At 39.1% G+C, this 14,113-nt stretch carries 11 protein-coding genes; 3 read left to right on the top strand and 8 right to left on the bottom strand.

Annotated elements, in window-relative coordinates:
- Positions 1 to 76 precede the first annotated feature (76 nt).
- The 4 genes from BC008_RS36085 to BC008_RS36070 form a co-directional block, all read right to left on the bottom strand.
- On the bottom strand, positions 77 to 424 hold the full coding sequence (locus BC008_RS36085) for an ArsR/SmtB family transcription factor (protein WP_201026204.1): 348 nt from the start codon (positions 422 to 424) through the stop codon (positions 77 to 79).
- 471 nt (positions 425 to 895) lie between these two features.
- Positions 896 to 1,903 carry a cytochrome d ubiquinol oxidase subunit II gene (gene cydB / locus BC008_RS36080; protein WP_027844104.1) on the bottom strand — a complete coding sequence of 336 codons (1,008 nt, stop codon included), beginning with the start codon at positions 1,901 to 1,903 and terminating at the stop codon, positions 896 to 898.
- A gap of 17 nt (positions 1,904 to 1,920) precedes the next feature.
- Positions 1,921 to 3,363 carry a cytochrome ubiquinol oxidase subunit I gene (locus BC008_RS36075; RefSeq protein WP_027844103.1) on the bottom strand — a complete coding sequence of 481 codons (1,443 nt, stop codon included), beginning with the start codon at positions 3,361 to 3,363 and terminating at the stop codon, positions 1,921 to 1,923.
- A 282-nt stretch (positions 3,364 to 3,645) separates the two neighbouring features.
- On the bottom strand, positions 3,646 to 4,971 hold the full coding sequence (locus BC008_RS36070) for an NAD(P)/FAD-dependent oxidoreductase (RefSeq protein WP_235595978.1): 1,326 nt from the start codon (positions 4,969 to 4,971) through the stop codon (positions 3,646 to 3,648).
- A 302-nt stretch (positions 4,972 to 5,273) separates the two neighbouring features.
- Between BC008_RS36070 and BC008_RS36065 the strand changes: the two genes are divergently transcribed.
- The 3 genes from BC008_RS36065 (at position 5,274) to BC008_RS36055 (ending at position 7,590) form a co-directional block, all read left to right on the top strand.
- Positions 5,274 to 5,972 carry an MBL fold metallo-hydrolase gene (locus BC008_RS36065; protein ID WP_027844101.1) on the top strand — a complete coding sequence of 233 codons (699 nt, stop codon included), beginning with the start codon at positions 5,274 to 5,276 and terminating at the stop codon, positions 5,970 to 5,972.
- A 130-nt stretch (positions 5,973 to 6,102) separates the two neighbouring features.
- Positions 6,103 to 6,651: a rhodanese-like domain-containing protein gene (locus tag BC008_RS36060; protein WP_027844100.1), complete on the top strand. Its 549-nt coding sequence runs from the start codon at positions 6,103 to 6,105 to the stop codon at positions 6,649 to 6,651.
- A gap of 165 nt (positions 6,652 to 6,816) precedes the next feature.
- Entirely contained in the window at positions 6,817 to 7,590 is a 774-nt protein-coding gene (locus BC008_RS36055; protein ID WP_027844099.1) for a sulfite exporter TauE/SafE family protein, read from the top strand.
- 391 nt (positions 7,591 to 7,981) lie between these two features.
- On the opposite strand, the gene BC008_RS36050 is transcribed toward BC008_RS36055, so the two are convergent.
- From BC008_RS36050 to psaA, 4 genes are all read right to left on the bottom strand, one after another.
- Positions 7,982 to 8,179: a photosystem I reaction center subunit VIII gene (locus BC008_RS36050; RefSeq protein WP_036265992.1), complete on the bottom strand. Its 198-nt coding sequence runs from the start codon at positions 8,177 to 8,179 to the stop codon at positions 7,982 to 7,984.
- A gap of 96 nt (positions 8,180 to 8,275) precedes the next feature.
- Positions 8,276 to 8,809, bottom strand: a complete 534-nt coding sequence (locus BC008_RS36045) for a photosystem I reaction center subunit XI (protein WP_027844098.1) — start codon at positions 8,807 to 8,809, stop codon at positions 8,276 to 8,278.
- Positions 8,810 to 9,191: 382 nt separating this feature from the next.
- A complete protein-coding gene (psaB, locus tag BC008_RS36040; RefSeq protein WP_027844097.1) occupies positions 9,192 to 11,414 on the bottom strand; it encodes a photosystem I core protein PsaB in 2,223 nt (740 codons plus the stop codon).
- Between the two features lie 249 nt (positions 11,415 to 11,663).
- A complete protein-coding gene (gene psaA / locus BC008_RS36035) occupies positions 11,664 to 14,030 on the bottom strand; it encodes a photosystem I core protein PsaA (protein WP_027844096.1) in 2,367 nt (788 codons plus the stop codon).
- Between the last annotated feature and the right edge of the window lie 83 nt (positions 14,031 to 14,113).

Below are 14,113 nucleotides of genomic sequence, written 5' to 3'. Positions count from 1 at the left end.
TCTATAAAAATCTGTAAAGCCCTAAATGCAATTTTTAAGTTAATTTAATATGCAACTGAAACCCAAAAATTAATCCTTAAAAAGAACTTTTAATATTTTTCAGATGTTCTAAATTTTCACTTTGTTGCTCGATTTGCAAAGAAATAGAATCGCATACTAACTCGCATAACTCAAAAATAAAAGGATTACTAATTTGATAAAAAACATTAATCCCCTGTTGGGTGCGATTAACTATACTTGCTTGTGTCAAAACTTTAAGATGCTTAGATACATTAGCCTGTCCTAAGGAAGTATCACTAATAATTTGAGACACATTTTTAGAGCCAGACTTTAAAGTACAAATAATTTGCAGTCTGCTGGGTTCTGATAGAACTTTAAAAAAATCCGCCATTAAAGCGATCGCTGTAGGAGACAACCTTTTCATTCCACAATCCGCAGGCTGCATAAGTTGCTCTTGTGGTTGATAATTTTTCTTTAAAGTGTTTTTTGCCATATTAATTCTTAACTTTTCAGCTATTTACTATATTACCATAGGGTAGTATGGCATCTATTAAGCCAAAAGATACATACCATAGCGTTATGCGCAATTGAAAAGTCAGGAGTCAGGAGTCAGAAGTCAGGAGTCAGAATACGAACTGAGATGTTATGCGCAGCGCAAGATGCGCTTACAGCGTTGTGCAGACAGACCTGGTGATCGCTTCGCGCATCCCCTGTAGGGATATCGCAATAATTACTATTTGAACGGACTTACCATAGCAATCCTAAATCATTTATGTGGTAAAAATTAATATTATAGAGACGCACCACAGCATATCTTTACAGAATTTATCTGTTCACAAATCAAATACGATTGCTATATTAAGTCAATTTTATTGGAATAGTATGCAGATTAAATTTAATCGTGGCTGCCTGTAACTTTACCTTTGAAAACAATATATTGGTAAATATTGTATGCCATCATGATTGGGATCAAAAATCCAATAAAGACAAGCATAAATACTAAAGAACTATCAGCTGCCGCAGCTTTATAAATAGTAATCTGAGTAGGGATGATGTAAGGGAAAACTACCAATCCTAAACCAATAAATGTCAGTAAAAATAGGAGAATAGTCCAAATAAAAGGTGTTCTTTCCTGATGTTTTTCTAGACTACTCAAAAGCTGCCAAATTAATATCACTCCTAGTATGGGGATTGCTGCAAAAATATAAATTAGTGGCTGTGTAAACAAACGTGCTCGGGTGTGTTCGTAAAAAATAGGCGCGATCGCAGTAATTACAATTGCTCCGATTAGAGTTGTCCAAGCTGCTATTTTAGCTGTTTGATAATGGGTTTGCTGCAACTCTCCTGATGTTTTCCAAATCAGATAGGTGGAACCAATTAACACATATCCCTGAATTAGGGTTAAAGCGATCGCTAGGGAAGGAACATTTAACCAATCCCATGTAGACCCAATAAATATACCAGCTTCATCAACTTTAATTCCCGCAAGTACTGCACCAAGAGCAAAACCTTGACCGAGCGCAGCCAGGAAACTACCTACTCCAAAGGCTAAATTCCAAAAGAATTTACGATCAGAATGTTCCCGAAATTCAAATGCTACAGCCCGGAATATCAACCCAAAAATCATTGTCAAGATGGGAATATACAAGGCGCTGAGTATGGTTGCATAAGCCAAAGGAAAAGCACCAAAAAGAGCTCCTCCCATAAGAACCAGCCAGGTTTCGTTTGCATCCCAAACATTACCCAAGCTGGTCATCAAAATTCCTCTCCGTTCTTCCGTTGTCGCTGTTAAAGATAGAATTCCTACCCCCAAATCAAAACCATCTAACATTACATAAAGGAAGAGAAATAAAGCTAAAATAACAAACCAAACTTGTGGTAAAAAATATTCTAATGTATCCATAAATGCTTTAAAACCTCCTATTGTTGAGCTTCTACAGGACGTTTATCGGGGATAAATTCTGCTGGAGTTGTATCTAAATCTTCCTCTTTTTCAACTCCTGGTACGGTTAAATTAAAGTTTGGTCCTTTGGTAATAATCCTACTACCGAAATACAGCGCACAAATAAATAGAATTGTATATACAACAGCAAAAACACTTAAAGAACCAAGAACATCACTGGCAGGTAAACTAGAAGCAGCATCGGTAGTACGAATTAATCCGTACACAGTCCAAGGTTGTCTTCCAACTTCCCGTACAATCCAACCAGCTTCCACCGCAATGTAACCTAAAGGAGCAGCAAAAATCCATCCCAACATTAGTAGTGATTGTTGAGTAATATTTTCGGGAGAAAGTTTACCCCGCAACCATTGGATTACACTCAATAGCATCAATCCCACAAAGAAAAAGCCAATACCGGACATGATCCGAAAAGAATAGAAAATCAATCCGATCGCCGGAGGTCTGTCTTCTGGTTTCCACTCTTTTAAACCTAATAAAGGTTCGCTGAGTTTGTCTTTAAACTCCAGGATATAGCCCAAACCGTGGGGAATATTTAACTCAAATATATTTTTTTCTGCTTCTTTGCTGGGTAAAGCTAGGAGACTCCAAGGTGCAGATTCCCCAGCATTAACGTTTTCCCAACGAGCCTCGATCGCCGCAAGTTTTGAAGGTTGATTGTGATAAACCTGCTCTGCACTAATATGTCCGATCGCAATTTGCAACGGCGCGATCGCAATAGTTGCAGCTAACACAATCTTTAAGGATTTGGAGAAAAATTCTTGATGTCTCTTATTGAGAATATACCAAGCGCTAATACCACCAATTACAAACAGCGAGGTTTCTAAAGTTGCAAAGAACATGTGACTCACGCTTGCTGCCATTGAAGGATTAAAAATTGCTTGAAAATAATCCCTCACTATAAATTTACCATCAACGAATTCTCCACCTACGGGAGTTTGCATCCAAGAATTAGCGCTAAGTATCCAGAATGTAGATAGGTTTGCGCCAAAAGCAACCATTATAGTAGCGATATAATGCATAACCGGTGGAACACGATTCCAGCCAAACAGCATAATACCTAAAAAACCAGCCTCTAACATAAACGCCATTGACGCTTCAAATCCCAGAATGCTGCCAAAAAAATCACCAACTGCAATTGAGAATGGTGCCCAATTGGTGCCAAACTGAAATTCCATCGGTAAGCCAGATGCTACGCCTATTCCAAAATTAAGTACGTATAATTTCGACCAGAAACGGGCATGATAATAATAATCAGAGTCGCGGGTTTTTAACCATAACCCTTCTACGACAACTAAGTATATACCCATACCAGTAGTAAGTACGGGCCACAGCATATGAAATATGCTAGTCAGAGCAAACTGCATCCGCGACAACATTACGGTGTCAGATAAAAAATCCATCATCTTATTGTTTTTTAGTTTTTGTTCGATTGTTTCCCAATATCACCGAGGAAAAGCGGTTAACATTTAAATGTTACTTTTGGAACTCAACTTCACAAAAATTACGTATAGGAAATAGGATGACGTTAGGTACAGGTAATGGGATTTTAACTAGCTTAACTGTCCATAAAAGTATTGAACGCTTGCGAAGTACAATTTAAATAAAAGTAACGCTAATATTCGTTTCCCTTGGTTTGGGATATACAAAATTTTTCGACCTTGTAATTAGTCTAATTATTGTGCTTAATTATTCTTCTTTAAAAACTTTAACACATCTCCCTCGAAAGGTTTTCCTTTTAACATCCTTCTCCAATATACCCAAGGTAAAACATGACGTTTCATCAGCCACATACTATAGCGTTCTTTACTGGGGTCGAAAGGAAAGGTCGAGGTTGGTTTTTTGTCATAATCAAACTCAGCCATTATGGTTTTACCAAAACCAGTAATTAGGGGACAACAAGTGTAGCCATTATATTCAGCATTTATTTCAGTGGATTCTATCAATGCTAAAAGATTTTGAACCACAACAGGTGCTTGCTTGCGAATTGCTGCTGCTGTCTTAGAAGTAGGAAGGGAAGAAGCATCACCCAAGCTAAAAACATTAGGGTAAATATTATGTTGGAGAGTTTTTCGATCTACATTTACCCAACCTTGACTAGAACCGGATTCTATTGCAAGTGGACTGTGCTTAATGAAATTGGGAGCGCTCATTGGAGGAGCTACATGAATTAGATCGTATTTGATGCTAGTTTCCTCTAATCCTTCCTTGCTACTAACTTCAAAAATCGCTTCTTTGGTTTGCGATCTAATTTCTTTAAGATTATGTTGAAATTTTACTTCTATATCTTTACGTTTTATTACAATTTCCAAAGAACGGCGATATTCTGGAACTGCAAACATTTTGTCTTTAGCCGTACAGAAAATAATTTTTGTTTTTCCCCTCACGCCTTTTTGACGAAAAATATCGTCAGCCATATACATAATTTTTTGAGGTGCTCCACCGCATTTGATTGGAGTTTCAGGAAAAGTAAATAAAGCAGTTCCTCCCTGAAAATTTTTGATATTTTCCCAGGTATAAGGAGCATAATGTTGGGAATAATTACTGGTAACCCCATCATTCCCAAGGGTTTCAGGTAGTCCTTTAATTAAATCCCAGTCGATTTGTATTCCGGGACAAACAATTAAATAATCATAATGAATTAGCTGTCCTTCCTTAGTTATGACAATATTATTATGTGGCTCAAACTCAGCCACATAAGCCTGAATCCAACTAGCATTTGCAGGAATATAGTCTTTTTGATTTTTGACCGTATCTCCAATCTTATATTTCCCTCCCCCAACAAGAGTCCAAGCAGGTTGATAGTAATGCTTGTCCGATGGCTCGATAATAGCAATATCAAGATTTTTATTTTTATTTAATAATTGAGCCGCAACAGTTATACCTGCTGCACCTCCCCCGACAACTACAATCTGATGGTAAAGATCGGGCTGAATTCCCGAAAAATTTCCTGATGCTGGTTCTTTTTGTTGAGTAGTCCCTAAGGTAGTTTGCATCTTTTCGATTTGCATCTTTTAAAAATGTCGAGTACTATACTTGCTATAAGCATATTACTTGATAGTAATATGTTCAACTAAAAAGAAAATCTAAAATTTCTTTAACGAATCCATCATTCTATTACTTGCTTCCCACCTTAAGATTATCTATAAACATGTTTCCCTCCTCTTCTTTGTCCTCCTCCGTCTTTCCTTCTCACTCAATTGGATAATCTTCTACTGGGATAGCAGTAATAGATCTTCTTTGGGATACACTCCCAGATCGAACAAAGCTTAGAAAGCCACTCCTGAAATTCTAGTACAGAGGCATTTTCATCATGCTATTTCGCCAATTATTTGACAAACAATCAAGTACCTATACTTATCTAATTACTGATCGCAATACCCGAGAAGCAGTTTTAGTAGATCCGGTATTAGAACAAATAAATCGTGACTTAGTACTACTTGAAGAGTTGGAACTAAATCTACGTTATTGTTTAGAGACTCACATACATGCCGACCATATTACCGCTACAAGCAAGCTTCGGGAAAAAACTGATTGTTTAGGTATTGTCCCGAAAAATGCTAACGCACCATGTGCTGATCGGTACATTAAAGATGAAGAAATTTTACAGATAGGAGAGGTATCGATAAAAGCGATCGCAACTCCCGGTCATACAGATAGTCATATGGCATATTTGATCGATGGAACTCACTTATTAACTGGAGATTCTCTATTGATTCGTGGTTGTGGACGTACAGATTTTCAAAGCGGAAATCCTAGCACACTATACGATTCGGTAACCCAGAGACTCTTTAGTTTACCTTCGGAAACTTTAGTTTATCCAGCTCATGACTATCGAGGACATACAGTATCTACTATTGGAGAAGAAATAAGACTTAATCCGCGATTTACTAATAAGAGTCGGGATGAATTTATTGAACTTATGCACAACTTAAAGCTTCCCATGCCACAAAAGATTATGGAAGCCCTCCCCGCAAATCAGCAGTGCGGTAGCTTAAATACTGCTGCATAACCGCAGATATATAAAATTATTTGAACATATCCGAACTTTAAACACTGGGTGATTCGCCTATTTTTCCAGTATTAACTCCAAACATCAGTTTTGGACGTGAAATCTAGTAAATAATCAAAGGAATAGAAAAATGACAATAACTAATAAGGAAAAAAATGGCAATCGCCTACAAAATATCCATCCTGTAATCCTAAAAAAATGGTTGGAGATGGGAAATATTATTTTAGTTGATGTAAGAGAAGCTGCTGAATATGCTGGAGAAAGGATTCAGGGTGCAACAAGGGTATCATTATCTAATTTTGATCCGCGAAAAATACCATTAGATGAAGGGAAAAAGTTAGTTTTGTATTGTCAAACTGGTAAACGTTCTGCACAAGCAGCTCAAAAGTTATTTGCAGCTAGTTTTAATGAGGTAACTGGTCTTGAAGGCGGTCTAAATGCTTGGAAAGAAGCAGGATATCCGATTGAGACGAATAAGAATGCACCCATGAGCATAATGCGTCAGGTACAAATAGTTGCAGGTTCTTTGGTTGTTACGGGTACTTTACTTGGTGCATTTGTCTCTCCTTGGTTTTTAATTCTGAGTGGTTTTATTGGATCGGGATTAGTATTTGCAGGTATTAGTAATACATGCGCTCTAGGTCTGTTACTTGCAAAGATACCGTGGAATCAAAATTAATTTGAAGAGAATAAAAGACGATTAAAAAGATAACAATAAATTATGTTTTAGTTAGCTGAAATCCGCTGCATTCTCACACTAACTAATTTTCCATCCTGCATATTTAATTACTTTTCAAGAATATAGCAACTTACACATATTATCCATAAGATGCATTAGAGTATTATGAACTTGATACTTGGAACATTTTTGGCAGTTTGCATTGGTATCACTTTAGGATTAATTGGTGGAGGCGGCTCTATTTTAGCTCTACCAATTCTAAAATACGTTATGGGAATAGAGACTAAGTCTGCTGTAGCCATGACACTAGCGATCATTGGTACAGTTAGTCTCATAGGTGTTGTCCCTCATTGGCAACAAGGTAATGTAAATTTTAAGACTGCCCTGCTTTTTTCTCCATCTGCAATGTTGGGAGCATATCTGGGTGCTAGAATTGCCTCACTTCCCATAATCGATCCTACAATTCAGTTAATTTCTTTTGCAGTAACAATGGTAGTAGCTGCTTTTCTGATGATTAGTAAAAGTAGCCGTCCTTCTGAAGCTCGCAAACAGAATTATTTAGAAGAGAAGCATGAGGATAAATATCGCCTATTCGCCATTCCGATTGAAGGATTTGTGGTAGGAATAGTGACTGGTTTTGTTGGTGTTGGGGGTGGATTTATGATTATCCCTGCATTAGTTTTACTGGGTAAGACACCAATGAAAGAGGCTGTGGGAACATCATTATTGATAATCACCTTTAAATCCATTGCTGGATTTGCAGGTTATTTTGGTCATGTACCTATAAATATAAATATAATGATAATTTTTACGATCGCTGCAAGCTTGGGTACTTTATCCGGTGCGTATTTAACTAGGTTTATAAAACCCAAGCTATTACAAAAAAGTTTTGGTTACTTTATTATTGTCGTTGCTGGATATATTTTGGTGCAAAGATAAATTTTACGGAATTTGCAATTTTTGTGTATTATCTGGTTCCAAGGCTCTTCCTCGGAATCGATGTTAAGAGGTTCTGCCTAAGCTATTGAATTTGTTGTAATTTTTATACTTTTATGTGATGCAATTTTTGTGTCTGACCTTGTTCCAAAGCTCCGTCTGGGAACTCATAGTAGGAAACTCTGCCTCTTATCCAGACTGGAGGTAGAGCCTCCTACACTGTATTCCTTGCCAGAGACAAGGAACAAGTAATGTCACAGATGTTGAATGAAATTTCATCTTCCGAAAACCTACAGAGTCAACACCTAGGCTCTATCTCCAGTAAGATCTTCCTTACCAGAGACAAAGAATAACTACTCATGTCACTGATATATCAGGTACTTCCTGGTGCAAATCAAAAATTTATATTTGTCACATTACCCATTGGTCTGTCTGCGGAAGAACTTCTTTCATCATCACCATCTTCTTTTTGAATCCATAGAAAAACAAGTGCAAATACTGGGAAAGGTAATATATAAAAAACTAAAGGAATCATAATCCAAGGCAACCATGAAGCAGCATATTCACCCGTAAGTTGAGTCATATCTACCATGATGAATACTCCTGATTTACTAATACTTATTTAATGACAAGTCAATAGGAATGTTTATTAACAAATGACTAAAAGATAAGAGTTCAAAAACAAGAGCTAAAAATTACCAAATGGTAATAAAGCAACATTTACTGCACCACGCAAAATAGCATCTAAATCATCAAAGTTTTCTAGTAGCAAATAAGCAAATATTGCACCGCCCATTGCACCAAGAAATACTCCAGCATTAAGTTGATTCCATTCTTCACGGGTTCGTAACGGTCTTAGAGGGTCTTTAGCATAAGAATTGTAAGCCCCCCGTGGATTTCCTTGAAAAGTAGTCAAAGCAAAAATAGAAATCCCTAAACAGGCTGATGCTGCGATAAAAACAGCGGTAATCAATCCACTTAAATTAGCTCCATGTGCAGTTTCGCGTAGAGGTCCAACTACAACCTCTGGTCCAACAAGAAAGTAACCGTGAGCCATACCGATTTCTAGCCCTCGCATAAAAGGAGTTAAGCCTTTACGATAAGCAGGCAAATTGTTAATGAAAGCTCTTGCTAAAGGAGAATCATTAATCGGAGTGGAAAGATTTGCAACGCAGGGATCGCCCCCATATGGTTTTATAAATTCTGTGTCATTATTAGCCATATTTACTTATGATTTTATTCTCAATTTGAGCAAATAGTCTTATTTATTTAATTTTAAATTAAAGGCATGTTTATTATATTTTATTGTTATAAAAATTAAATTTTTTATTCATAAAATACATATAGGAAAATCCTCTAACCAGTAGGCTTAGGCTAAAAGTCAGAGGAGTCGAATGACAATATTTTTAAATAGTAAAATAAACAATTATCTTCTTAAAGATTATAAGGATACAAAAATTATTTTATTTCTTCTAAAATGTCTAAAATATTTGTGTTTTTTTATTTTTATTTTTTTATTAATAGAGACGTTACAAGTAACGTCTCCATATTTTTAGATAATTTTTGCTATTATGGAGAAAAGATTCATATCAAAATTCTCTTTGCTAGCCAAACTTACTTGCTGTTGAAGCAATCAGAAATGCTCCATAGGTAGCAATATAACCAACCGTAAAGTGGGTCAAACCAACTAAACGAGCCTGAACAATAGACAAAGCGACGGGCTTATCTCTCCAATACCCAAAGGATAATGGTGTTTTTTCATGTGCCCAAGCGAGAGTTTCAATTAATTCTTGCCAATAACCACGCCAAGTGATCAGGAACATGAAACTGACAGCCCAAGCTAAATGTCCGAAAAGAAACATCCAAGCCCAAACAGCTAAATTATTTGTCCCATAGGGGTTATATCCATTAATCAATTGAGCAGAGTTAGCCCACAAATAATCTCGGAACCAACCCATGAGATAGGTAGAATTTTCATTAAATTGGGCAACATTTCCTTGCCAGAGAGTTAAATGCTTCCAGTGCCAGTAAAATGTTATCCAACCAAGGGTGTTGAGCATCCAAAAAATCGCTAGATAGGAAGCATCCCAAGCAGAAATATCACAAGTACCACCACGACCCGGACCATCACAAGGGAAGGAGTAGCCAAAGTCTTTTTTATCCGGCATTAATTTCGAGCCACGGGCATCTAGGGCACCCTTAACTAAAATCAAAGTGGTGACATGTAGACCGAGAGCGATCGCATGGTGAACTAAAAAGTCACCCGGTCCAATTGTCAAAAACAAAGAGTTTGCGCCATTATTGATGGCATCTAGCCAGCCCGATAACCAGACATTAGCATGATTAGGCCACGCTGTAGAAGCAATACTATCTGGGTTAGATAACAGAGTGTTGAACCCGTATAGTGCTTTACCATGGGTGGCTTGGATAAATTGCGCAAATACTGGCTCAACCAAAATTTGTTTTTCTGGTCTACCAAAGGCAACTTCTACATCATTATGAACGTAGAGACCCAGAGTATGGAAGCCCAAGAACAAAGATACCCAACTCAAGTGAGCAATAATAGCTTCTTTGTGCTTCAAAACCCGGTCTAATACATTCCCCTTGTTCATTTCTGGATCATAATCTTTGATCCAAAAAATAGCAGCATGGGAAAATGCCCCCACCATCAAAAACCCAGCTATATACTGGTGGTGAGTATATAACGCTGACATCGTAGTGAAATCCCTGGCAATGAAAGCGTAGGGCGGCATCGAATACATGTGCTGAGCCGTCAAAGAACTCGCTACACCCAAACATGCTAGAGCTAAAGATAACTGGAAGTGCAAGGAATTATTAACTGTTTCATACAGTCCTTGGTGAGGTAAATTGAATGGTCCTTCCACCTTACGCCCAAAGAAGGTTTTGGCATTGAGCATTTCCTTGATATTGTGACCAATGTTCCAGTTAGTCCGGTACATATGACCCGCAACAATAAAGACCACTGCGATCGCCAAATGGTGATGCGCCATATCTGTTAGCCACAGTGACTCTGTTTGCGGGTGAAAGCCACCAAGAAAGGTTAAAATTGCCGTACCCGAACCTTCGGAAGTCCCAAACACATGATTTGCTGTATCTGGGTTTTGGGCGTAAGCAGCCCAGTTACCTGTGAAAAATGGTAATAATCCTTTTGGATGGGGTGCTACAGCCAGGAAATTGTTCCAGCCCACATGAATACCACGAGATTCTGGAATTGCTACATGAACTAAGTGTCCAGCCCAAGCCAAAGAACTAACACCAAATAAACCTGCGAGGTGATGGTTTAGACGAGATTCATTGTTTTTGAACCAAGCTAGTTCTGGACGAAACCTTGGTTTGAGATGTAGCCAACCTGCGAACAAGAATATTGATGCCAGAAGCAAAAGAAACAAAGAACCACTATAAAGTTCAGTATTTGTTCTTATGCCTATGGTGTACCACCAGTGGTAAACACCAGAGTAGCAAATATCAACAGGATTATGTGCTCCAGCTTGAGTATAAGCTTCAATTGCCCCTGGTCCAAATTGAGCATCCCAAATCGCGTGGGCGATAGGACGTACATGGAGTGGATCTTTAATCCATACTTCAAAGTTACCTTGCCAAGCAACATGGAATAAAATACCCGATGCCCATAGGAAAATGATCGCCAAATGACCGAAGTGAGAAGCAAAAATCCTTTGGTAAAGATTTTCCTCCGTTATTCCATCATGACTTTCAAAATCATGGGCAGTTGCGATCGCATACCAAATGCGACGAGTCGTCGGGTCTTGTGCCAGGTCTTGGCTAAATTTAGGAAATTTAGTCGCCATAGACTTTCAGTTGAGAAGTTTTGCGTGAGGGAAAATTATAGATTTTTGGTTTTGAGTCAGAGCATAGGAATCAGAGGAGGGGAGGAACAGAGGGAGTAGCAGAAGTATAGAAAGTTCTAGTAAACACCTCAGACCCTCTACACCTCTCCTTCCCCTAACAGTCTCAACAGATCGATTCCTTAACTGTTCGCGTAGTGCGGATAAGCAAGCTTACTAGCTTAGTAAAGAGAGTTAATCTTGGATTTTTCTTCATCCAAGTGCTGTCATTCGCGCTAGGAAAAATGCCCAAGTAGTGACAATTCCTCCTAACAGATAATGAGCAACTCCCACAGCCCGACCATGAACAATACTTAAAGCACGGGGCTGAATTGCCGTAGCAATTTTTAACTTGTTGTGTGCCCAAACAATTGATTCAATTAGCTCTTGCCAGTAGCCGCGACCGCTAAATAGGAACATCAGACTAAAGCCAAAAACGAAATGTCCACCCAGGAACATTAAGCCGTAACCAGACAGGGCTGTATCATAGGATGTAATAACTTGCGACGCTTGTGCCCAAAGGAAATCACGCAACCAACCGTTGTTCGTAATTGACGACATCGCAAAGTTTCCGCCGGTGATATGAGTGACTACCCCATTACTATCGACCGTCCCCCATACATCCGACTGCATCTTCCAAAAGAAGTGAAAAATCACTATCGAAAGTGAGTTATACATCCAGAACAGCCCCAAGAATACATGGTCCCAAGCTGAGACTTGACAAGTACCACCACGACCGGGACCATCGCAAGGGAAGCGGAAACCGAGATTTGCTTTATCTGGAACTAAGCGCGAACTACGTGCAAATAGCACGCCCTTGAGTAGAACTAGCACCGTGACGTGAATTGTAAAGGCGTGGATGTGGTGAATTAAGAAATCTGCTGTTCCTAGAGGAATCGGCATCATTGCCACCTTACCAGCAACAGCTACAATACCACCACCAAAAGCATGACTTACAGGCTCATGTAAACCTGGAGCAGTAACCCCCAATCCTGAGGTCTGCAAATTTTGCAAACCCCCAAACACGTTACCTAGAGGTGCAGCGGGTTGCAAGCCTAGATTTCCAATTGCCATTGTGTGAATATGTTGTACCCACTGGGCAAAAATTGGCTGTAATTGAATCCCCGTATCCGAGAACATATCTTGGGGACGACCAAAAGCCCGCATTGTGTCGTTGTGACAATACATTGCAAAGCTGTGGAAACCGAGGAACTGACACACCCAAGCGAGGTGAGAGATAATTGCATCCCGATGTCGAAGTACCCGGTCGAGTACATTGTTATGATTCACCTCTGGGTCATAGTCCCGCACCATATAAATTGCTGCATGAGCTGCTGCACCAACGATTAAAAAGCCTCCAATCCAGACATGGTGAGTGAACAGAGATACAACCGTGGCATAGTCTGTAGCCAGATAAGGATAGGGCGGCATTGCATACATATGATGGGCAACAATGATGCTCAAAGACCCCAACATTGCCAAATTGATTGCTAGCTGAGCGTGCCAAGAAGTTGTGAGAACTCGGTAAAGACCTTTATGACCTGTAGGACCAATAAAGCTCAAAAATGGCAACATATTAGGATTTCTCAGGTCATCGAGCATCACTTTAATATTGTGACCAATGCTCCAATTCGTACGGTACATATGACCAGCAAAAATGAACATCACAGCTATAGCTAAGTGATGATGTGCCACATCTGTTAACCACAAGCCACCAGTTACGGGGTTTAGACCACCCTTAAATGTTAAGAACTCTGCATATTTTCCCCAGTGCAAAGTAAAGAATGGTAGAACACCACTCAAGAAACCCCAATCAACACTGGGATATAATCTTCCCATCAAGCTAGAGTTCAAGATGAACTCGTGAGGTAAAGGAATATCCTTGAGAGCTACCCCAGCATCTAATAGCTTGTTAGTAGGCAAAGAAACATGAATCAGGTGTCCGCACCAACCCAGAGAACCTAAACCTAAAAGTCCAGCCAAGTGGTGATTTAACATCGATTCCACATTCTGAAACCACTCCAGCTTTGGAGCCCTTTTGTGATAATGGAACCAACCAGCAAATAGCATTAGTGCTGCCATTACTAATGCTCCGATGGCAGTGCAGTATAACTGGAAGGTGTTGGTAAATCCAGCAGCCCGCCACATCTGGAAAAGTCCAGAGGTAATTTGAATACCGTAGAAACCATCACCCATATTAGCATTCAAAATTTCCTGACCAAATATAGGCCAAACCACTTGAGCACTAGGCTTAATGCCTGCGGGGTTGGTCATCCAAGATTCAAAATTGGAGAACTTTGCCCCATGATAATACATCCCGCTCAACCAGATAAAAACTACTGCCAAATGTCCAAAATGAGCAGAAAAGATTTTGCGAGATACATCTTCTAAATCGCTAGTATGAGTATCAAAATCATGAGCCAGGGCGTGCAAGTTCCAAATCCAAGTAGTGCTTTTAGGACCTCTGGCAAGGGAGCGATCAAAATGTCCTGGTTTCGCCCACCTCTCAAAAGAAGTAGGCACCGGGTCTTTATCGACCGCGATCCTCACTTTTTGCTCCCGCTCTGGAGTTATTGTCATTATAATTGTCTCCTTTTTTATAGGGGATTGGGGATTGGCGTCAGCCATATGAATAATGGGCAATGGAAGGTTGATTTTTATGG

The organism is Mastigocoleus testarum BC008 (genome assembly GCF_001456025.1).
Classification (GTDB): domain Bacteria; phylum Cyanobacteriota; class Cyanobacteriia; order Cyanobacteriales; family Nostocaceae; genus Mastigocoleus; species Mastigocoleus testarum.
The sequence above is the reverse complement of the archived record's forward strand: the minus strand, read 5'-3'. Positions and strand labels throughout refer to the sequence as shown.